Consider the following 20774-nt stretch of genomic DNA (forward strand, 5'->3'; position numbering starts at 1 on the left):
GACGAACTCAGGGGCGCAGCGTGGCCGGCCGCACGACCATCACGGTGCTGGCCCGCTTGCCGCGTTCCTGCACCAGGGCGATGGTGTGGCCGTTCTCGTCCAGTGCCGCGTAGATGCCGGGCATCCCGATCGGGTCGAGCCAGCGTCCCTGGCTCAACGATTCGGCCTCGTCCGACGTGACCGTCCGGTGCGGGAACGCCGTGCGAGCGGCAGCGTCGATGTCGAGGCTCACGTGCGGGTCGTCCCGCACCTCGTCGAGAGTGCGGGCGTGCTCCAACGTGAACGGTCCGACCCGGGTGCGTCGCAACGCGGTCAGGTGGCCGCCGACGCCCAGGGACGCACCCAGGTCTCGGGCGAGCGCCCGCACGTAGGTCCCGGACGTGCACTCGACGTGGACGTCCAGATCGATCACGTCGCTCCCCCGGCGACGCTCCAGGACGTCGAAGCGGGAGACGGTGACCGTGCGCGGTTCGAGCACGACGTCCTCGCCCTCCCGAACGAGAGCGTGGGCGCGCTTGCCGTCCACCTTGATGGCGCTGACACTCGACGGGACCTGACTGATCTTCCCGGTCAGCGCGGCGACGGCCTCGTCGATCCCGGAGTCCGTCACCGCACTCGCGTCTGCCGTCGACACCGTCTCGCCCTCGGCGTCGTCGGTGGTGGTGGCGGCTCCGAGGCGGACGGTCGCGGTGTACTCCTTGGTGGTCAGCGACAGCAGACCCAGCATCTTGGTCGCTCGCTCGACACCGAGCACCAGCACCCCCGTCGCCATGGGATCGAGCGTGCCGGCGTGTCCGATGCGGCGCGTCTTCAAGGCCTTGCGACAGGCGGAGACGACGTCGTGGCTGGTGACTCCGCCACTCTTGTCCACCACCAGAAGTCCGGCGCCGTCGAGTCCTGTGGGGGGTTTGGGGTGAGCTGGCACGAGGGAGAAGTCTGTCAGAAGATCGCGGGAAGGCCGGAGGCCGGCCGTCAGAAGACCGTGATCGCAGTGACGACGAGGCCGTCGGAGACGGCCCAGCTTCCGTCGAAGGAGGTGAGCGGTGCGCCGCTGGTGGTGTCGCCGGGGACCAGCAGCCGGGAGCGGAAGGTACCGGTGACGGTCGAGCGTCCCGCCGAGTCGGCATCGCGCTCGAAGGTGATGTGCGCGTCCTCGAATCCGAGCCACCGCCCGGTCAGCGGGTACCAGGCCTTGTACGTCGCCTCCTTCGCGCAGAACAGCAATTTGTCCCACTGCACCTCGTCGTCGGTGCGGGTGGCCAGGACCTCACGCTCGGCCTCGATGCTCACGGCTTTCAGCACGCCGTCCGGCAGCGGTTCGTGCGGTTCCGCGTCGATGCCCACCGAGCGGACCTGCAACGCGTAGCCGACGGCGGCGGCGCGATAGCCGTCGCAGTGCGTGAGCGAGCCGACGACGCCGCCCGGCCACACCGGCGATCCCATCTCGCCGCGCATGATCGGACCGGGCTCGAGTCCGAGCCGGCCCATCGCGAGTCGGGCGCAGTGCCGCGCCGAGGTGAACTCGCGCTTGCGCTTGTCGACGGCCTTCTCCACGAGATGCGCCTCGCGGGGGTGCGGGGTGAGACCGGGCGGATCCTCGAACAGCTCCTCGGCGACGACGCCGCGCGCGAGCAGCCCGCCGAGCAGGGAGGTCTCTCGTGCCGTCGTCACAGTCGCTTCTCCGCTCGCATCTTCTCCACTTCCGCTTCCATCTCCGGCGTGACCGTGAAGTGGCCGCCGAACTTGTTCAACGATCCCGGCGGGTACTCGGGGACCGGAAGGATCTGTCGCAGCACCTGATCCGGGAGTCCGCGGCGTTTCCACTCGCGCGGGTAGCCCACCGACACTTCCTCGAACCGCACGCCGTCGTAGTACGTCGTCCGTGGGATGTGGAGGTGGCCGTAGACCGCACACAGGGCGTTGTAGCGGGTGTGCCAGTCCTTGGTCGCCGTGGTTCCGCACCAGAGGGCGAACTCGGGATAGAACAGCACCTCGGTGGGCTGCCGCACCAGCGGCCAGTGGTTGATCAGCACCGTCGGGATCGAGGTGTCCACCTCGGCCAACCGCTTCTCGGTGATCGCCAGCCGCGCCGCGCACCACGCGTCGAGGGACGCGTAGGGCGTCGGGGTGATGAGGAACTCGTCGGTGGCCACCACGTTGCGGCTGCGCGCCAGCGCCAGACCGTCGAGCTTGTTCGTGGTGCCCGCAGGCAGGAACGAGTAGTCGTACAACACGAACATCGGCACCAGCGTGACGGGGCCCAAATACCCCGACCGGCCTCCGGCCTGCCCGACCTCCCCCTCCCACACGGGGAACGGGTCCTCGGGCGTCAGCACACCCAGTTCCCGGCACATCGTGACCAGGTAGTCGTAGCGCGCCTCACCGTGCATCTGTACCGGGTCCTTGACCGTGGTCCACAGCTCGTGGTTTCCCGGCACCCAGATCACGGTGTCGAACTTCGACTTCAGCTCGGCGAGCGCCCAGCGAATGTCGTCCGTCTTCTCCGACACGTCTCCGGCGACGATCAGCCAGTCCTCGGGGTTCTCCGGTTCGATGGCCTCGGTGACGGGCCGGTTGCCCTTGTGACCGACGTGGATGTCGCTGACGGCCCACAACTTGGCTGGCACACTCACGACCCTTCTGCGGTTGATGTTCGGCTCCCGACGGTATCGGTCCCCGTTCTGATCCAGGCGCCCGACGCGGTCCGCCAGACCACGGAGACCGCTCTCAGGCTGACGAACACCATCAGGCCCACCCAGATTCCCGGCAACCCCCAGTCGAGGATCGCCGCGAGCCAGATCAGCGGTAGGAATCCGACGACGGCGCTCGCGAGAGTCGCGTTCCGCAGGAAGGCGGCATCCCCGGCCCCGAGCAGCACACCGTCGAGGGCGAACACGACGCCGGCGACGGGGATCAGCGCGACGAACAACCACCAGATGCCGTCGATGCTCGCCAGGGTCGACGAGTCGGACGTGAAGAGCGGCGGGATCACGGCGTGGGTGGCGGCGAACAGTCCTGCGAGCACCACGGCGAAACCGACGGACCACGCGGTCACCCGCGAGGCGAGCATCGACGCGGCGCGGCCACGGCCCGCTCCCAACGCGGCGCCGACCAGGGACTGTGCGGCGATGGCCAACGAGTCCAGCATCAACGCGACGAGATTCCACAACTGCAGAACCACCTGATGGGCCCCGACCGCACCGGCACCGAAGCGGGACGCCACGGTCACCGCGGACAGGAAGCAGGCCTGGAAGGCGAACGAGCGGAGCACGAGGTCCCGGCCGAGGACGAGCTGGCGGCGGATGATCGCGAGATCCGGCCGGAGCGAGCGGGTCCGCGGCCCGCGCATCAGGGCGGAGACGAACAGCGTCGCTGCGACGGCCTGGCCGATGACGTTGGCCATGGCGGACCCGACGAGGCCGAGGGCCGGAACGCCGATCAGACCGTGCACGAGGACGGGACACAGCACGGCCGACAGTGCGAGCCCCGCCACCACGTACCGCAACGGCCGCACGGTGTCCTGCACGCCGCGCATCCACCCGTTCCCGGCGAGCGTGACGAGGATCAACGGGGTGCCGAGCACGCCGACTCGGAGCCACGTGGTGGCCTCGGCGGTGATGTCTCCCCCGCCGCCCAGCACCGACAGGATCGGGTTCGCGAAGAGCTGGACCACCAGGATCAGCAGGAGGCCCAGCACCACTGCGAGCCACGTGGCCTGGACGCCCTCGTTGCGGGCGTCGTCGTCCCGGCCCGCACCGTGCAGCCGTGCCGCGCGCGCGGTCGTCCCGTACGAGAGGAACGTCAGCTGCGTACTCACCTGGGCGAGAACGAGGCCACCGACGGCCAGACCCGCGAGTGGGAGCGCACCGAGTCGACCCACCACCGCGGAGTCGAAGAGCAGGTACAGCGGCTCGGCCACCAGGACGCCGAGTGCGGGGAACGCGAGGCCGAACAGGGTGCGAGCGGACACCCGCCCGTCCACGGCGGAGCGATCGGTCACCCGAGCGCGGCGACCAGGGCGTCGACGTCGTCCTCGATCGGGCCCGTCGCGGTGTAGCCGGCGGAGAACTTGTGGCCGCCCCCACCCAGCGCGGACGCCACGACGGAGACGTCGACACTGCTCTTCGCGCGCAACGACACGGCCCAGCCCGCCTCGTTCTGCTTGAACACGGCGGCCACCTCGGCCTCCGCGGTGGTGCGCACGATGTCCACGACGCTCTCGATCTCCTCGGGACGCAGTCCGCGAGAGTCCTCGAGCCGCACGATCGCGTAGACGAGCCCACGCGAGCCGGCCGCGTCCGGCACCAGGCGCGCCGAGCCCAGGACGGCGCCCAGCATCGGCAGCCAGGCGAAGGGGTGGGTGTCGAGCAGGCGGCGCGAGATGGCGGCGCCGTCGATCCCGGTCGCGAGAAGTCGCTCGGCCAGCAGGTGGGAGCCCGGCCGGACCCAGCGGAACGATCCGGTGTCGGTCACGAGGCCGGCGAACAGGCAGTGCGCGAGGTCCCGGTCGATCTCGACGCCCCACTCGTCGAACAGCACGGCGACCACCGCTGTGGTGGACTCCGCACTCGCATCGATCACGTGATGCGTGCCGTAGAAGGTGTTGGACCGGTGATGGTCGACGACCAGGGACACGGCGCCGTCCAACCGGTCACCCAGCGACCCGAGCCTGCCTCGACTGCCGGCGTCCACGGTGACCACCAAATCCGCGTCCGTCGGGACCTCGGCGGGCGGCACCAGGAACTCCGCTCCCGGCAGACCGATCATCGACTCGGGCAACGAGGCGGGCGCCGCGAAGGACACGGTCGGCCGCGCGCCGCGTCGCGAGAGCGCGATGGCCAGGGCGAGCGCACTGCCGATGGTGTCGGCGTCGGGTTGCACGTGGCACAGCAGAGTCACCGTCCGGGCGTCCTCGAGAAGACGGACGGCTTTCTGCATGTCTGCGCGCAGCGTGTCGGTCACCGGGGTCTCAGAGCTCGTCGGTGTCGCTTCGAGGCACCTTGTACGGATCCGGATCACCGGCGGGCTGCGCCCCCGCAGCGGCCTGAGCCACCTTGTCGTCGATCTGGCGGGCACGCTCGAGCAGTTCCTCCATGTGGCGCGCGGTGTCGGGCACCGTGTCCGCACGGAAGGTCAGCGTCGGGGTGAAGCGCACGCCGGTACCGGCACCGACCTTGGTGCGCAGAGCGCCCTTGGCCTTCTCCAGACCCAGAGCGGCAGCCTGGAAATCGGGCTCGGCGTCGAGCGTCTCGCCGCGCACGGTGTAGTAGACGGTGGCGTCGTGCAGGTCCGGGGTCACCTTGGTGTCGGTGACCGTCACGAACGACAGCCGCGGATCCTTGATCTCGTGATCGATGGCCGTCGCGACGATCGCACCGATGCGCTTGGCCAGTTTACGAGCGCGGGCTTGGTCCACCACGATGCGTCTCCTTCGTCCATCAGTCCTCTGGCCCGAACACTCGGCGCCGAACTGCGAGTAGTTGTAGTTCCGGCCTCTCGGCCACGTGTCGCTCGCACGAGTCGAGTACCTCGTGCAGGTGGGCGACGTCCCCGGTGGCGATGGCGACACCCACCATCGAACGACGGTAACGCTCCTGTTCCCCGGTCTCGGCAGCCGACACACCGAAGCGCTGCAGGGCAGCGACGACGGGCTTGATCACCGAACGTTTCTCCTTCAGCGAATGTACGTCGCCGAGTAGGATGTCGAGTTCGAGAGCACCGAGAAACACGAGCACCTCATCGATAGCAGGGTCGGACACCGTCTTCGACGAACGGGTGTGGCCCGCGGACATGCCGCGGGCCACACCCGTACGTTCTCGTCGATCAGTCGCGCGGCTTCTCCCGAAGCTCGTACGCCTCCACGACGTCTCCGACCTTGATGTCGGAGTACGTCACCGTCAGACCACACTCGTAGCCCTCGCGGACCTCGGTGGCGTCCTCCTTCTCGCGCCGGAGCGACGAGATGGTGACGAGCTCGGCGACCACGTTGTTGTCACGAAGCAGTCGAGCCTTCGCGTTGCGGCGCACCAGACCCGAGGTGACGAGGCAACCGGCGATGTTTCCGACCTTCGAGGAACGGAACAGCGCGCGGATCTCGGCCTGGCCCAGCGTGACCTCTTCGTAGACCGGCTTGAGCAGACCCTTGAGCGCCTTCTCGATCTCGTCGATCGCCTGGTAGATCACCGAGTAGTACCGGATGTCCACGCCCTCGCGGTTCGCCAGCTCCGTCGCCTTGCCCTCGGCACGGACGTTGAAGCCGATGATGATCGCGTTGGACGCCGACGCCAGGTTGACGTTGGTCTCGGTGACACCACCCACGCCGCGGTCGATGACGCGCAGTTCGACCTCGTCGTCGATCGCGATACCGACGAGCGCCTCCTCCAAGGCCTCCACGGTGCCGGAGTTGTCGCCCTTCAGGATCAGGTTGAGCTGCGACGTCTCCTTCAGTGCGGCATCGAGATCGTCGAGGCTGATCCGCTTGCGCGACTTCGCTGCCAGCGCGTTGCGCTTGCGAGCGTTGCGGCGGTCCGCGATCTGACGGGCGATGCGGTCCTCGTCGACGACGAGCAGGTTGTCACCGGCACCCGGCACCGACGTGAAGCCGATGACCTGAACGGGACGCGACGGGAGCGCCTCGATGACGTCCTCGCCGTGCTCGTCGACCATGCGACGGACGCGACCGTAGGCATCGCCGGCGACGATCGAGTCACCGACACGCAGGGTTCCGCGAGCGATGAGCACGGTGGCCACCGGTCCGCGACCACGGTCGAGATGTGCCTCGATGGCGACACCCTGTGCGTCCATGTCCGGGTTGGCGCGCAGATCGAGCGCCGCGTCGGCCGTCAACAGCACTGCCTCGAGAAGGGCATCGATGTTGGTGCCCTGCTTGGCCGAGATGTCGACGAACATCGTGTCGCCGCCGTACTCCTCGGCGATGAGGCCGTACTCGGTCAGCTGCTGCCGGATCTTGTCCGGGTTCGCGCCTTCCTTGTCGATCTTGTTGACCGCGACCACGATCGGCACGTCTGCTGCCTGGGCGTGGTTGATCGCCTCCACCGTCTGCGGCATGACGCCGTCGTCGGCCGCGACCACGAGGATCGCGAGGTCGGTGGCCTTGGCACCACGGGCACGCATGGCCGTGAAGGCCTCGTGACCGGGGGTGTCGATGAAGGTGACCAGACGCTCGTTGCCCTCGAGCTCGGTGAGGACCTGGTAGGCACCGATGTGCTGCGTGATGCCACCGGCCTCGCCCTCACGCACGGTGGCGTTACGGATCGAGTCCAGCAGTCGCGTCTTGCCGTGGTCGACGTGACCCATGACGGTGACCACGGGGGGACGCTGCTCGAGCTCGTCCTCGCCGCCCTCGTCCTCGCCGTAGGTGAGGTCGAACGAGTTCAGCAGTTCGCGGTCCTCGTCCTCCGGGCTCACGACCTGGACGACGTAGTTCATCTCGCCGCCGAGCAGTTCGAGCGTCTCGTCGTTGACCGACTGAGTCGCCGTCACCATCTCGCCGAGGTTGAACAGCGCCTGCACGAGTGCAGCCGGGTTCGCGTCGATCTTGTCCGCGAAATCGGACAGCGATGCGCCGCGAGCGAGACGGATCGTCTCACCGTTGCCGCGGGGCAACCGCACGCCACCGACTGCGGGAGCCTGCATGGATTCGTACTCGGCGCGCTTCGCCCGCTTCGACTTGCGGCCACGACGGACTGCGCCGCCGGGACGACCGAACGCGCCTGCCGCGGCGCCGCGCTGGCCGGGACGGCCACCGCCACCGGGACGACCACGGAAGCCGCCACCGGCAGGTGCGCCGGCACCGGGAGCGCCGGGTGCACCGCCGCCACCGCGGTAACCGCCGCCGCCACCGGCACCGCCGGGACGACCGCCCGGTGCGCCGCCGGGACGACCCGGACGACCGCCGGCTGCGGGAGCCGGACGAGCCGAGCGGCTCGGCATGGCACCCGGGTTCGGGCGAGGAGGCATCGATCCGGGATTGGGACGGGGTCCGCCGGGGCGAGGTCCACCCTGACCTGCGGGGGGACGACCTGCTCCACCCTGAGCGGGTGCGCCGCCGGCCGGACGAGGTCCACCCTGGCCCGGAGCCGGACGCGGGGCGCCGGGTCGAGGACCGGCCTGTCCCGGAGCGGGACGCGGCGCGGGGCGCTCGACGGGTGCGGACGAGTAGGGATTGTTGCCGACGCGCGGTGCCTTCGGTCCCGGCTTGGGGCCGGGAGCAGCGGGCGCTGTGGGCGCTGTGGGCGCCGACGCTGCCGGTGCCTCGGGGGCGGGTGCCGCCGGAGCAGCCGGTGCCGCGGGAGCGGCAGGTGCTGCGGGTGTCGGAGCCGGGGCAGCGGGTGCCGGGGCGGCGGGAGCCGACGGGGCCGGAGCCTGCGCGGCGGGCGCTTCGGGTGCTGCTGCGGCCGGTGCCTCGGGGGCCGCCGGAGCCGGCTTCGGACCGGGGCGGGGGCCGCCCGGCTTCGGGCCTGCGCCGTTTCCGGACGGACGGGCGCCGGTCGACGGTGCCGCGTCGCCGGACGCGGACGGGTACGACTCACGGAGACGTCGCGCGACCGGTGCTTCCACGGTCGACGACGCCGACTTCACGAACTCGCCCTGCTCTTTCAGCCGGGCGAGTAGATCCTTGCTGGTGACACCGAGTTCTTTAGCCAACTCGTGCACGCGGGCCTTGCCTGCCACTGCTCTCCTCACTGAGAGGTCGAGCGCGGCTCCTATGGCAGGCGCCCGCACGACCTCGGGTTATCTCGAAACGATGTTCATCGTCGGTGCTTCACGGTGTGCTCATGAATTCGTGTACCTGTTCTCCTCGTGGCGCGGCGAGGTGCCGCGACCGTTCGGCCGGTCGATCGGGTGTGGTCCACACCGTCACGGTGCGAACTCTCGGGCAAGCGCGGACAGGTCCAGCGGACCGGTCACGCGCAAGGCACGCCCGAAGGCTCGACGTCGCTCCGCCTGCTGCAGACAAGTCGCGTCGGGATGCAACCATGCACCCCGGCCGGGCAGTCTGCGGCGATGATCGACCACGGCACCGACCGTGCCGGTGTCGGAGACGCCGGCGACGATCCGCACCAAGGCGGAAGGCGACTCGCGCTGTCTGCATCCTACGCACGTACGCACCGGTCCAGCTGGTGCGGACGCGGTGTCGTCGGACAACGCGTGTCGAGCCGTGTCACAGTCTAACGCGGATTCGGTCCGGTTCGGAACGTCGCCCGCTCGCGCGCGCCGACTCAGTGATCGTCCTCGGTCGGCGCGGCGTCGCTCCGGATGTCGATACGCCACCCGGTCAGGCGCGCGGCGAGCCGCGCGTTCTGACCTTCCTTGCCGATCGCGAGCGACAACTGGTAGTCGGGCACCACCACACGAGCGGCGCGGGCAGCCGCGTCGACGACCGTGACAGAGACAACCTTCGACGGTGACAACGCATTCCCGACGAACACGGCGGGATCGTCGTCGTAGTCGATGATGTCGATCTTCTCGCCGGCCAGCTCGCTCATGACGTTGCGGACACGCTGGCCCATCGGACCGATGCACGCGCCCTTGGCGTTGAGGCCGGACACCGACGTCCGCACGGCGATCTTCGACCGGTGTCCCGCCTCGCGGGCCACCGACACGATCTCCACGGACTCGTCCGCGATCTCCGGCACCTCGAGCGCGAACACCTTGCGGACCAGGTTGGGGTGCGTCCGGGACAGGGTGACCTGCGGGCCGCGATTGCCGCGGGTGACGCCCACGACGTAGCACTTGATCCGGTCGCCGTGCTCGTACGTCTCACCGGGCACCTGCTCCGCCGGCGGGATGGTCGCGTCCACGCCCTCGGAGTCGCTGCCGATCCGCACCACGACCGTGCCGCGTGCGTTCAGCCTTGCGTCGGCCTGGATGACACCGCCGACGATCTCGCCCTCGTGCGTCGAGTACTCACCGAACGACTTCTCGTTCTCGGCGTCTCGGAGTCGCTGCAGGATGACCTGACGCGCGGTGGTCGCGGCGATGCGACCGAACCCTTCGGGGGTGTCGTCCCACTCGGAGACGAAGTTCCCGTTCTCGTCGGTCTCGCGTGCCATGACGCGGACCTCGCCGCTCTTGCGATTCACGTCGATGTAGGCGTCGGACCGGTGACCGGCCGTGTGCTTGTACGCGGTGAGCAGCGCACTCTGCAGCGTCTCGATCACCGCGTCGATGGTGATGCCCTTCTCCGCCTCGATCGCGCGGAGGGCAGTCATGTCGATGTTCACGTCGTTATCGGCTTTCGTCGTCTGTGTCGTCGTCTTCGTCACCGGAGACGGGCTCCTCCGGCGGGTTCAGCGGATCGAAGCGTCCGGGCGTGACGCCGCCCGCCATCTCGAGCTCCGCAGGATTGGGCTTCTTGAACTCCACCTGCACGGTGGCCGACGTGACCGCGTCGAGCGGCACGGTGCGCAGCGTCGGACCGGTGCGCGAGCGGAGAACGAGATCCAGTTCGGTCGTACCGCCCTCCGAGGTCCTGAGCTCCCCGACGCGGGCGTCGATTGTCTCGTCCCCGAGCATGACGGTGACCATCCGGCCGCGAGCACGACGCCAGTGGCGAGGCTCGGTCAGGGGTCGGTCGACACCGGGCGTGGTCACCTCGAGGTTGTACGCGGTGTCCCCGAATTCGGTTGCCGCGTCCAGGATGTCGGAGATCTCGTGGCTCAGCCGAGCGAGCGCGTCGAGCTCGAATCCGGAATCCCGATCGACGATCACCTTGACGACGCTGTGAGCACCGGCCTTCGACACGGTGACGTCCTCGAGATCGAGATCGCCGTCGGTGAACCCCGGGCCCGCCACGTGTGCGGAGAGGAGTGCGACGACCCTCTCCCTGGATGGAACCGGCATCGCTCGACCACTCCTCGCTGAAGTTGTACAGCTCGCCACCGGCGAACTGGGAAGGGACCACGATACCGCGACCGGGGCGCGTCTCCCGACACGCTGCGTCGTCGCGCCGAGAGTGCTCGTGTCCGGCGCGGGGACGGTGTCCGTGTCTGGCACGATGACCGGGTGCCACCGACAGTTCCGCACCGACCGGTCTTCCTGCACGGCCGCAGTCTCCCGACGCTCTCGCGGCGCACGATGTTGCGCGGTGCGGCGGCAGTGGTCGCGGGCACGACGATCCTCGCCTCGACGGTCGCGTGCTCGGACGGTACGCAGGACGACGAGGCGGCGCAGCCCGATCCGCTCGCGGCTCATGCCGCCCGGGCCCGCCGCGACGCGGCCGCCGCGGCGGCGGCGATCGCGCAGAACCCGGCGGCGGTCGACACTCTCACCGTGATCGCCGATCAGCGGACCGCCCACGCCGACGCACTCGACACCGAGATCGCACGTCTCACTCCCCCGCCCACGGTGTCCGGGACCGCCACTGCGGCGACCGGCACTGCCGAGCCGGTGTCGGCTCCGGCTCTCATCGACTTGTCCACGGCGCTGTCGGACGCGGGCCGCAGCGCAGCCGACGACGCGCGTGCGCTGTCCGGTTACCGAGCGGGCCTGCTCGGGTCGATCAGTGCCGCGTGCACGCTGGCGTCCGCGGCGGTGGCCGGATGAGTGATCTCGGCCCGGAGCAGCAGGCCCTCGTGGACGCGCTGAACGTGGAGTTCGCCGCCGTCTTCGCGTACGGCGTCATCGCGGCGTTCTCGAACCCCACCCGCGATCCGATGGTCGCGCAGTACGCCGCCGACCACCGAGCGCGGCGCGACGGCACCATCGACGCCCTGACCGCGGCCAGCGTCACCGCACCGGAGCCCGCGGCCGGGTACACGGTGCCGTTCCCGGTGACCGACGCGGTGGCGGCGGCACGGCTCGCGGCGCAGGTCGAGGACGACGCCGCAGTCGCCTGGCGGTCGGTCGTCGAACGGGCCCAGTCCGGGCACACCCGCGACATCGGCATCGTCGCCCTCACGGACTCAGCTCGGCGCGCCTCGGCGTGGAAGGCGATCCTCGGCATCTTCCCGTCGACGGTGGCCTTTCCCGGCACTCCGGCGACCTGACCCCTCCGCCGGTCGGGACCTCGACTCAGGGTTGATCGGTCACGGCGGCGACGATCACCGCGGTGCCCGCGGTCCACGACGCCGCGGCGAGCCGTGGGTGACCGTCGACCATGTCCTGCACCGCTGTCCACGTCGCCCCGTCGGCGTCACCGGTGACCACCACGGCGGTCCCGGGTCGACCGAGCACCAGCGCCCACTCGAGGTACTGCACGGCCTCGGCCGCACCGGCCCGCGAGACGTCGGCGGACACCACACCGAAGGTCGTGTCGTCGTCCGTGCGGAGCTGCGGCAACGATCCGGCGGGTTCGCCGGCGACGATCTCCACCCGGCCTCGTGCCGCCTCCGTGTCGGCCTGGACGGCCGCGACACTCTCGTCCGCGGCGAGCACCACGACGGAGCCGCGCTCGCCGACCGCGTCGGCCGCGAGAGCGGCCGAGCGTCCGTGTATCGGCGCGATCAGCAGGACTCGGCGAGCGTCGACGAGCCGGGTCAGGACCGCAGGGAGAGACTCGCTCGACGACGAGGTGCTCACACGGGTCGCCCGACTGCGCGCAGGACCTCCCGGCCCGCCGACTCGGCCGGAACGTCGCGAGCCTCACCGGTGAAGCGATCCTTCAGCTCGACGGTGCCGTCCGCCCAGCCGCGACCGAGGACGACGACGAGCGGCACACCGATGAGCTCGGAATCCTTGAACTTCACACCGGGAGACACCTTGGGACGGTCGTCCAGGACGACCTCGAGTCCGTGTGCGTCGAGTTCGACGGCGAGCGCCTCGGCACCCTCGCGCGCGCCCACGTCCTTGTTGGCGATGACGATGTGCACGTCGGCGGGTGCGACGGACGCGGGCCACCGCAGACCCTTGTCGTCGTGCATCTGCTCGGCGATGACAGCCACCAGGCGGGACACGCCGACGCCGTACGAGCCCTGGAGCAGGCGGGTGGGCTTGCCGTTCTCGCCGAGGACGTCGACCGCGAAGGCGTCGGTGTACTTGGTACCGAGCTGGAAGATGTGGCCGATCTCGATGCCGCGAGCGGACACCAGTGCGCCGCGGCCGTCCGGAGAGGGATCACCGTCGCGCACCTCGGCGGCCTCGATGGTGCCGTCCGCGACGAAATCGCGGCCCGCGACCAGGTCGACGACGTGCTTGCCCTTCTCGTTCGCCCCGGTGATCCACGCCGTGCCGTCGACGACGCGAGGGTCGACGAGGTAACGCACGCCGTTGTCCTGCAAGGCCTTCGGTCCGATGTAACCCTTGACGAGGAACGGATTGGCGGCGAAGTCCGCGTCGCCCAGCATGACGAACTCGGCGGGGGCGAGGGAGGCCTCGAGGCGCTTCTCGTCCACGTCACGATCACCGGGAACGCCGATGGCGAGCAGTTCCCACTCACCGCCGGGTATACGTGTCTTGAGCAGCACGTTCTTGAGCGTGTCCGCCGCGGTGACCGTGCGGCCGAGATCCGCACCGTTCGCCCAGTCGACGAGCGTCGCGATGGTCGGGGTGTCGCCGGTCTCGTGCACCGTCGGTTGCGGCAGGCCCTCGAGGGGGATCGACGGCGGAGCCGGCGTCGTGACGGCCTCGACGTTCGCGGCGTACCCGGACTCGACACACCGCACGTAGGTGTCCTCGCCGACGACCGATTCCGCGAGGAACTCCTCGGACGCGCTCCCGCCCATCGCACCGGACGTGGCCGCGACGATGACGTAGCTGACACCGAGGCGCTCGAAGATTCGCTGGTACGCCTCGCGGTGGGCCTCGTAAGAGGTCTTCAGACCCGCCTCGTCGAGATCGAACGAGTACGAGTCCTTCATGACGAACTCACGGCCGCGCAGGATGCCGGCCCGCGGACGCTCCTCGTCGCGGTACTTGGTCTGAATCTGGTACAGCGTGACCGGCAGGTCCTTGTAGGAGCTGTACTCCCCCTTGACCGTCAGCGCGAAGAGCTCCTCGTGCGTCGGCCCGAGCAGCATGTCGACGCCCTTGCGATCCTTGAGCCGGAACAGCCCGTCGCCGTACTCGGTCCAGCGGTTGGTCACCTCGTACGGTTCGCGCGGCAGCAGCGCCGGCAGCGAGATCTCCTGGCCACCGATCGCGTTCATCTCCTCGCGCACCACCTGCTCGACGCGGCGCAGCACCCGGAGCCCGAGCGGCAGCCACGAGTACACACCGGGAGCGATGCGGCGGACGTAGCCGGCGCGCACCAGGAGCTTGTGGCTCGGTACCTCGGCATCGGCGGGATCGTCGCGGAGCGTGCGCAGGAACAGGTGGGACAGACGGGTGATCACAGGCGCACAGCCTAGTCCGTGGGTGTGTCGGTACCGTTCCTGCCGTGCTCGTTCTTCTGCCACCGTCCGAAACCAAGTCCGCGGGCGGCCGCGGTGATCCGCTCGATCTCGACCGGCTGTGGCTTCCGCAGCTCACCGACGTCCGATCGACGCTGGTGAACGCTCTCGTGTCCCTCGCCGACGATCCCGCGGCCTCCCGCACGGCCCTGGGACTCTCGCCGAAGCAGGACGACGAGATCGAGCGCAATGCGGCCCTGACGGTCTCGGCGACGAGACCGGCTCTCGAGCGCTACACCGGAGTGTTGTTCGACGCGTTGGACGCGGCATCGTTCACCCGGGCGCAGAAGGCCAAGGCTCGGCAGCGCCTCGCGATCGGGTCCGCCCTCTTCGGTGCGGTGCGAGCGGACGATCCGGTTCCGGCGTACCGGCTCTCGGGCGGGTCCGCACTGCCCGGGCTCCCCACGCTCCGCGCCCTGTGGAAGCCGGTGCTGCCCGCGGCGGTCACCGCCGCGGCCGACGGTCTCGTCGTCGATCTGCGCTCGGGAATCTACCGCGACCTGGGCCCCATACCCGGCGCGGTCACCGCCACCGTGCTCACCGAGCAACCCGACGGATCCCGCACCGTCGTCAGCCATTTCAACAAGCATCACAAGGGACTGCTGGCACGGGCGCTGACCGTCACCCGCGCGGAACCCACGAGCGCACGGGCCGTCGCCGCGGTCGCCGTCCGTGCAGGACTCCGAGCCGAGGTCGCATCGCCGACCGAGGTGATCGTGCTGACCGAATGAACCCGGTCCCGGAACTGCTGCAGCGCGGCGCCGATGCCGCCGTCGGTCGCACCGCCTCGCAACGCGTGGTGGACGACGTCGCGGACCAGTTGGTCGCCTGCACCGACGCGGATCCCCTCGCTCAGGGGTCCGTCACGCTCCTGTCCACGATCACGGCGCTGTACGAGGAGGGGTGGCAACCGCTCGACCTGCTGCACGTCGTCCGCCGCCACTGCACCGCCGAGGTCACCGGACTCGCCGCGGCGGCCCTCCTGCACGAGGCCGAGCTCTCCGACGCCACCTCGCGCGCGCCCGAGAGCTGGGTGCGCCAGGTCGAGGCGATCCGGGCGCTGCGCCCGGACGTCGAGTCGCCCGTCGACGCGTCTCCGAGTCTGCTCGCCGCGCGTCTGCGCCTCGGCGGTGCGTCCGACTACATCGCCGTCAGTGACCAGTGGATCGCCGTGCTCACGCTGCTCGGGCGGTGGCAGAGCCTGCCCCGACTCACCCGGATCGGCGCGCTGCCGTCGCAGTGGCCGTCGGCCCGGACCGCACGCCTGCTGCCGCCCGACACCGTCGTCGGGTCCGGCATGCTCGGGCGCATCAGGGGGCTTCTCGCCAAGGCGGACTCGACCGAGTTCGAGGAGGAGGCCGATGCGTTCACCGCGAAGGCGCAGGAACTGATGACGAAGTACTCCGTCGACACCCTCGTGCTCGCCGAGGGCCGGACCGACGTCGTGAGCAGGCGTGTGCACGTCGACAATCCGCACGCGGATGCGCGTGCCCAATTGCTGCACGTGGTGGCGACGGTCAACCGCACCCGGGTGGTCTGGGACACCGATCACGCCCTCGCGACGGTGGTGGGTGCACCCGTCGACGTGGAGCAGACCGAGATGCTCTTCACCTCCCTCTCGGTGCAGGCGGCGCGCGCTCTGGCTCGCGCTCCCCGACCGGCTCGGCGGAAGAAGGCCGCATCCGGCTTCGACACCGCGTTCCTGTGGGCCTATGCCGTGCGGCTGGGTGAACGCCTCGCCGAGTCGGACGCGCTGGCCCTCGAGGAGGCGAGTCGCCGGTCCGGCGAATTGCTGCCGATGCTGGCGACGCAGACGGTGGCCGTCGAGGCAGAGGTCGAGCGACTGTTCCCGGCCACCCGGTCGGTCCGTGGACCCCGGCTGGACCTCGCGGGATGGGAGTCCGGGCGCGCGGCGGCGAACGAGGCGGACCTGCCCGCCGACCGTCAGCGGTGAACCGCGTCCTGGGCTGCCTTGGCCTGGGCGACGTCGGCCGCGCTGTAGCGGATGAACAACGCCGAGACGGCGGCGACCGCGGCGAGAACGGCGCAGCCGAGAAGAGCGAACGTGTAGCCCTCTCCCAACGCGACGATCTCCGGCCGGGTCATGTCGACGGCCGAGCCCGTCCGACCGCCCAGTGAGAGCGTCTTCGACGCCGCCATCGCGCTGACCACAGCGAGGCCGAGTGGGCCTCCCAGGTTCTGCGCGACGAGCGAGATGGCGGTGAGTGGCCCGATGTTCTTCTGGTCGACGTTGGCGATCGCGCAGAGCGGGAGGGCGATGACCGCCAGTCCGACGCCGAAACCGATGCCGCCGATGGGGAGGAACAGGTTCTTCCAGTACGTCGACTCCACCGTGATGGTCGACGCGAAGATCAGGTACCCGACGGTGAGGACCGCGCCGGTCGCGATGATCCAGCGTGGTGCGACCCGCGGCGCCAGCCACGACGACGCGACGGCGGCGAGCGCCATGCCGCCACCGAACGGGATGAACGAGATGCCGGCGCGCAGCGGGCTGTAGTCCAACACGTCCTGGACGAACACCGCGACGATCACGGTCATCGCGAACAGGGCACCGCCGGAGAAGAAGATGGCGACGAAGGTGGCGACGCGGTCCCGGTCGCGGAAGAGTTCGAAGGGCAGCAGTGGGTTCCTGGCGCGCCGCTCGACAGTGAGGAACGCGAGCAGCAGGAACAGACCGACGACGATCGCGGTGAGGGTGACGACGTCCGTCCAGCCTCGTTCCGGACCCTCGACGATGCCGAACACGACACCGGTGGATCCGAGCGTCGCGAGGATCGCCCCCGGCACGTCGAGGGGTGCCCGTTCGCCGGCCGTCTCGGTGAGCGCGCGCCATCCCAGGGCCAGGATCGCGAGACCGATCGGCACGTTGATGAGGAAGATCCACCGCCACGAGACCTCGGTGAGCGCGCCGCCGATGATGAGACCTGAGAAGGAGCCGACACCGGTCATGGCCGCGTAGATGGCGATGGCCTGATTGCGGACGGACCCCGGCGCGAACGTGGTGGCCACCAGTGCGAACGCCGTGGGCGACGCGACCGCGGCGCCGGCGCCCTGGATCACGCGGGCCAGCACCAGCATCGCCTCGTTCTGCGCGAGTCCGCAGGCCGCGGACGCCACCGTGAACAGCGCGACTCCGACGAGGAACATGCGCTTGCGTCCGAAGGCGTCGCCCATGCGCCCGCCGAGGAGCATGAGCCCGCCGAAGGCCAGTACGTACGACGAGACCACCCAGTTGCGACCGGCATCGCTGAGGCCGAGTTCGGCCTGCAGCGGAGCGAGCGCGAGGTTCACCACGGTGCCGTCGAGCACGGCCATCAACTGCATGCCGCTGAGCGCGATGATCGCGAGTCCGAAGGCCCGCTCGGTCACGGGATACGTCATCGGCCGGGTCACGAGGCTGCGCCGATCACGGCCGCGGCGTCGAATCCCGCCACCGGTCCGATGACGATGATGGCCGGGGGGCGCACGTTCTCCGCACGCACCCGCTCGGCGACGGTGGTCAGATCTGCCCGCACCACCCGCTGCGACCGCGTCGTGCCCTCCTGGACCACCACGACCGGCGTGTCCGCGGCGCGCCCGTTCTCGACGAGCACGTCCGCGAAGGCTCCGATGCGCTCGACCGCCATGAGCAGCACGATGGTGCCGCGCAACCGGCCCAGAGACGGCCAGTCGATCAGCGAGTCCGGGTGATCCGGGCGCAGATGACCGCTGACGACGACGAACTCGTGCGTGACGCCACGATGGGTGACCGGGATACCGGCGGCGGACGGCACCGAGATGGCGCTGGTGATGCCGGGAACGACGGTGACGGGAATGCCCGCTGCGGTGCACGCCTCGAGTTCCTCGTATCCGCGGCCGAAGACGTAGGGATCGCCGCCCTTGAGTCGGACCACGAACCGGCCGGCGCGGGCATGCGCAATCAACGCGTCGTTGATGGCCTCCTGTGCCATGAACCGGCCGTACGGAATCTTCGACGCGTCGATCACCTCGACGTGCGGTCCCAGTTCGGCCAACAGCTCGGGCGGCGCGAGACGGTCGGCCACCACCACGTCGGCACGCGCCAGCAGGCGGCGCCCCCGCACGGTGATGAGGTCCGGGTCTCCCGGTCCACCGCCCACGAGTGCGACCCCCGCGATCGACTTCTCCGGTGCGTCCGCGATGGCCCCTGACTGCAGCCCGTCCAGCACGGCGTTGCGCACGGCGGCGGACCGGCGATGCTCGCCGCTGGCGAGCACGCCGACGGTCAGACCGTCGTACTCCGCGCTGGCAGGCGTGACCGCCGTGCCGTCTCTCGCCACGTCCGCGCGCACGCAGAAGATCCGGGAGCGCGCCGCTTCCGCGACGATGGCCGCGTTGGTCTCGGCCTCGTCGGTGCAGGCGATGGCGTACCAGGCCTCGTGCAGATCGCCGTCGCGATAGTCGCGCAGCTCCAGCTCGATCTGACCGAAGCTCGCCATGCCCTCGACGGCCGGGGTGGCCTCGCGGGTGATGACGACGACCTTCGCGCCGCACGACACCAGCAGCGGGAGCCGCCGCTGCGCGACACTGCCCCCACCGACGACGACCACGCGACGACCGGCCAGATCGAGCCCTGCGAGGTAGGGAGAATCGGTCGCGTCCACGTCGGAAGACCCTACCTGTCGTGGCACGTGCACGATCAGCGCTGCCGCACCCCGGACGGCGTGAGGTCGTAGCGAGCCGTGGTGCTGAGCGTCTGACGCCCGTTCACCACCGCGGCGTGGTTCACTTCGAGACGCAGCGCCTGCGAGTCCGTGGTCAACGACATCACCCCGTTGTCGAACCAGGGACCCGCCTCCGTGCTCCACTCCGCGTGCACGGGTTCCGCCTTGGCTCCGCGCGCCAGGCGCGCGAGCATCCTCGCCACCGGGCGACGGATCGCCAGGCGGTTGACCGCCCGGATCGGCAGGTTCAGTGGATTGCGGAACGGCGACATCGTCAGCTGGTACAGAGACGTCGACGTCGACACGCGGGTCTCCGCCTTCGCGACGTAGGAGCAGTGCACGTCACCCGACAACCACACGACCGACTTCGGCGCGTCCGGTCCCACGACCACCTCGTCGACAAGATCCACCATGTCGCCGAACGACTTTCCGAACGCGGCCCAGTGCTCGAGATCGAGCGCGATACGCAGCTTCTCCCCGATCCGACCGAACCGCTTCCCCCATGCGCCCTGCGCCACCGCCTCGTTCCACTGCTCCACCGCGTGCAGCCCCGGAAGCATGAGGAAGGGCAGCGACGACCCCAGGAGCACGTGCTCCTTGCCCGACTTCAGCGTGTGCTCGCGCACCCATGCCCACTCGACGTCGTCGACCATGGCCCTGCGCTCGGGCGACAGGTCACGCGAACACCGGCTGTCGATCATCACCAGACGCGTGTTGCCGATGTCGCGGTGATAGCTCCAGCGCGCCGAGGACGGTTCCGCGTCCGCCTTCAGGGCGAACTCGGCGAGCAGCGTCTCACGCTCGGAGTCGCTCGCGGCGGATCGCACGGCCGCGTACATCGCGTCGTCCTCGAGTTCGCGCGGAGACAGGTTGCCCAGGTGTTGGTAGACCCAGTACGAGGAGAAGGCGCCGATCACGCGGTCCTCCCACCAGGACGCCTGTGTCACCTCCGCGCGCCAGTCCGCGGAGGAGTTCCAGTCGTCCCGCAGATCGTGGTCGTCGAGGATCATGCACGTCGGGACCGTGGCCATCAGTTGGCGGACGCGGTCGTCGCCCCACGACTCCTGGTAGAGCCAGGTGTACTCCTCGAAGTCGCAGATCTCGTCCTCGACCTCCTCCGAGCGGGCCCCGGCAGCACGCTCGCCGGCCTCGCGCCGGGCGTGCAGGCGCTCGACGATCTCGGGCGACGGATCGTCCGCGTAGACCTGATCGCCGAGGAAGACCAAAAGATCCGGCCAGGTGTCGGGCTCTTCGCTCGCGACGCGGTCGGCGAGCCCGACCAGAGCGTCGGCGCCGATGCGCGTCAACGCCTCGTCGCTGTAGGTGTCACCCCGCCGGCAGGATCCGAAAGCGACGGTGACGGGCTCGTCGTCGCACATCGTGTGCACGACGGCCCGGCGGTCGGGAGTGGGCCACACCTGCTCGCCGTCGATCGCGACGGTGTAGTCGACGAGGGAGTTCTGCGGCAGATCCTCGACGGCGACGAGGGCGTAGTGGTGCCCGTGGAGACCCCACGTGCGCTCGTCCACCGAGGCGCCCGAGGACGTGGTGACCGTGACGGTGCAGGAGTGCGACGTCTCCACCCAGAAGGTCGCGCGATCGGTACTGACGTAGCGGACGAACGGCCCCAGGATCAGTCTCTGGTCGATGTCGGTCATTCGATCCAGATTGCCACCAATGCCCGATTTCCGCGCCGTTCACCGGCAACCTGTCGGAAAAG

At 69.9% G+C, this 20774-nt stretch carries 20 protein-coding genes; 4 read left to right on the forward strand and 16 right to left on the reverse strand.

What is annotated here, in order from left to right; translation table 11 throughout:
* Positions 1-7: 7 nt before the first annotated feature.
* The 11 genes from truB to rimP form a co-directional block, all read right to left on the reverse strand.
* Entirely contained in the window at positions 8-925 is a 918-nt protein-coding gene (gene truB / locus HQ314_RS02320) for a tRNA pseudouridine(55) synthase TruB (RefSeq protein ID WP_222649191.1), read from the reverse strand.
* A gap of 47 nt (positions 926-972) precedes the next feature.
* On the reverse strand, positions 973-1647 hold the full coding sequence (locus HQ314_RS02325) for a 4'-phosphopantetheinyl transferase (protein WP_222649506.1): 675 nt from the start codon (positions 1645-1647) through the stop codon (positions 973-975).
* Positions 1648-1667: 20 nt separating this feature from the next.
* Positions 1668-2627: a metallophosphoesterase gene (locus HQ314_RS02330; protein WP_222649192.1), complete on the reverse strand. Its 960-nt coding sequence runs from the start codon at positions 2625-2627 to the stop codon at positions 1668-1670.
* 2 nt (positions 2628-2629) lie between these two features.
* Positions 2630-4000: an MATE family efflux transporter gene (locus HQ314_RS02335; protein WP_308119191.1), complete on the reverse strand. Its 1371-nt coding sequence runs from the start codon at positions 3998-4000 to the stop codon at positions 2630-2632.
* Positions 3997-4938, reverse strand: a complete 942-nt coding sequence (locus HQ314_RS02340) for a bifunctional oligoribonuclease/PAP phosphatase NrnA (RefSeq protein WP_222631496.1) — start codon at positions 4936-4938, stop codon at positions 3997-3999. The genes HQ314_RS02335 and HQ314_RS02340 overlap by 4 nt, the downstream gene beginning before the upstream one ends.
* A gap of 31 nt (positions 4939-4969) precedes the next feature.
* Complete coding sequence (gene rbfA, locus HQ314_RS02345) at positions 4970-5419, reverse strand: 30S ribosome-binding factor RbfA (protein WP_027505079.1); 450 nt, start codon at positions 5417-5419, stop codon at positions 4970-4972.
* A gap of 19 nt (positions 5420-5438) precedes the next feature.
* A complete protein-coding gene (locus HQ314_RS02350) occupies positions 5439-5729 on the reverse strand; it encodes a DUF503 domain-containing protein (protein ID WP_027505078.1) in 291 nt (96 codons plus the stop codon).
* Positions 5730-5823: 94 nt separating this feature from the next.
* Positions 5824-8694 (reverse strand): translation initiation factor IF-2, encoded by a 2871-nt coding sequence (gene infB, locus HQ314_RS02355; RefSeq protein WP_222649193.1) that lies wholly within the window; start codon positions 8692-8694, stop codon positions 5824-5826.
* Positions 8695-8880: 186 nt separating this feature from the next.
* On the reverse strand, positions 8881-9294 hold the full coding sequence (locus HQ314_RS02360) for a YlxR family protein (protein WP_374197734.1): 414 nt from the start codon (positions 9292-9294) through the stop codon (positions 8881-8883).
* Complete coding sequence (nusA, locus tag HQ314_RS02365; RefSeq protein ID WP_027505075.1) at positions 9243-10247, reverse strand: transcription termination factor NusA; 1005 nt, start codon at positions 10245-10247, stop codon at positions 9243-9245. Before nusA ends, HQ314_RS02360 begins: the two co-directional genes overlap by 52 nt.
* 4 nt (positions 10248-10251) lie before the next feature.
* On the reverse strand, positions 10252-10866 hold the full coding sequence (rimP, locus tag HQ314_RS02370; RefSeq protein WP_222649194.1) for a ribosome maturation factor RimP: 615 nt from the start codon (positions 10864-10866) through the stop codon (positions 10252-10254).
* A gap of 162 nt (positions 10867-11028) precedes the next feature.
* Here rimP and HQ314_RS02375 point away from each other — a divergent pair, with 162 nt between their 5' ends.
* Positions 11029-11568 carry a hypothetical protein gene (locus HQ314_RS02375; protein ID WP_308119192.1) on the forward strand — a complete coding sequence of 180 codons (540 nt, stop codon included), beginning with the start codon at positions 11029-11031 and terminating at the stop codon, positions 11566-11568.
* On the forward strand, positions 11565-12011 hold the full coding sequence (locus HQ314_RS02380; RefSeq protein ID WP_027505072.1) for a ferritin-like domain-containing protein: 447 nt from the start codon (positions 11565-11567) through the stop codon (positions 12009-12011). Before HQ314_RS02375 ends, HQ314_RS02380 begins: the two co-directional genes overlap by 4 nt.
* 25 nt (positions 12012-12036) lie before the next feature.
* Here the strand turns inward: HQ314_RS02380 and HQ314_RS02385 are convergent, their stop codons facing one another.
* Positions 12037-12543 (reverse strand): hypothetical protein, encoded by a 507-nt coding sequence (locus tag HQ314_RS02385; protein WP_222637686.1) that lies wholly within the window; start codon positions 12541-12543, stop codon positions 12037-12039.
* Positions 12540-14294 (reverse strand): proline--tRNA ligase, encoded by a 1755-nt coding sequence (locus HQ314_RS02390; protein WP_222637687.1) that lies wholly within the window; start codon positions 14292-14294, stop codon positions 12540-12542. The genes HQ314_RS02385 and HQ314_RS02390 overlap by 4 nt, the downstream gene beginning before the upstream one ends.
* A 44-nt stretch (positions 14295-14338) precedes the next feature.
* Between HQ314_RS02390 and yaaA the strand changes: the two genes are divergently transcribed.
* A complete protein-coding gene (gene yaaA / locus HQ314_RS02395) occupies positions 14339-15082 on the forward strand; it encodes a peroxide stress protein YaaA (protein WP_056445002.1) in 744 nt (247 codons plus the stop codon).
* Positions 15079-16305, forward strand: coding sequence for a DUF2786 domain-containing protein (locus HQ314_RS02400; protein ID WP_056445005.1), 1227 nt, complete (start codon positions 15079-15081; stop codon positions 16303-16305). The genes yaaA and HQ314_RS02400 overlap by 4 nt, the downstream gene beginning before the upstream one ends.
* On the opposite strand, the gene HQ314_RS02405 is transcribed toward HQ314_RS02400, so the two are convergent.
* Genes HQ314_RS02405 through HQ314_RS02415 form a run of 3 tightly spaced genes read right to left on the reverse strand, consistent with a single transcriptional unit; the run spans position 16296 to position 20712 of the window.
* Complete coding sequence (locus HQ314_RS02405) at positions 16296-17753, reverse strand: MFS transporter (RefSeq protein ID WP_222649195.1); 1458 nt, start codon at positions 17751-17753, stop codon at positions 16296-16298. The genes HQ314_RS02400 and HQ314_RS02405 overlap by 10 nt on opposite strands.
* Before the next feature lie 8 nt (positions 17754-17761).
* Positions 17762-18994, reverse strand: a complete 1233-nt coding sequence (cobA, locus tag HQ314_RS02410) for a uroporphyrinogen-III C-methyltransferase (RefSeq protein WP_222649196.1) — start codon at positions 18992-18994, stop codon at positions 17762-17764.
* A gap of 35 nt (positions 18995-19029) precedes the next feature.
* On the reverse strand, positions 19030-20712 hold the full coding sequence (locus HQ314_RS02415) for an alkaline phosphatase D family protein (protein ID WP_027505066.1): 1683 nt from the start codon (positions 20710-20712) through the stop codon (positions 19030-19032).
* Positions 20713-20774: the final 62 nt, after the last annotated feature.

Source organism: Rhodococcus sp. BP-332, from assembly GCF_019836065.1.
Taxonomy (GTDB): domain Bacteria; phylum Actinomycetota; class Actinomycetes; order Mycobacteriales; family Mycobacteriaceae; genus Rhodococcoides.

What these genes read in the sequence shown, in the direction of transcription:
- HQ314_RS02340 (WP_222631496.1), bottom strand. Translation starts at nt 4,938, where the DNA reads ATGCAGAAAGCCGTCCGTCTTCTCGAGGACGCCCGGACGGTGACTCTG.
- rimP (WP_222649194.1), bottom strand. Translation starts at nt 10,866, where the DNA reads ATGCCGGTTCCATCCAGGGAGAGGGTCGTCGCACTCCTCTCCGCACAC.
- HQ314_RS02380 (WP_027505072.1), top strand. Translation starts at nt 11,565, where the DNA reads ATGAGTGATCTCGGCCCGGAGCAGCAGGCCCTCGTGGACGCGCTGAAC.
- HQ314_RS02400 (WP_056445005.1), top strand. Translation starts at nt 15,079, where the DNA reads ATGAACCCGGTCCCGGAACTGCTGCAGCGCGGCGCCGATGCCGCCGTC.
- HQ314_RS02405 (WP_222649195.1), bottom strand. Translation starts at nt 17,753, where the DNA reads ATGACGTATCCCGTGACCGAGCGGGCCTTCGGACTCGCGATCATCGCG.
- HQ314_RS02415 (WP_027505066.1), bottom strand. Translation starts at nt 20,712, where the DNA reads ATGACCGACATCGACCAGAGACTGATCCTGGGGCCGTTCGTCCGCTAC.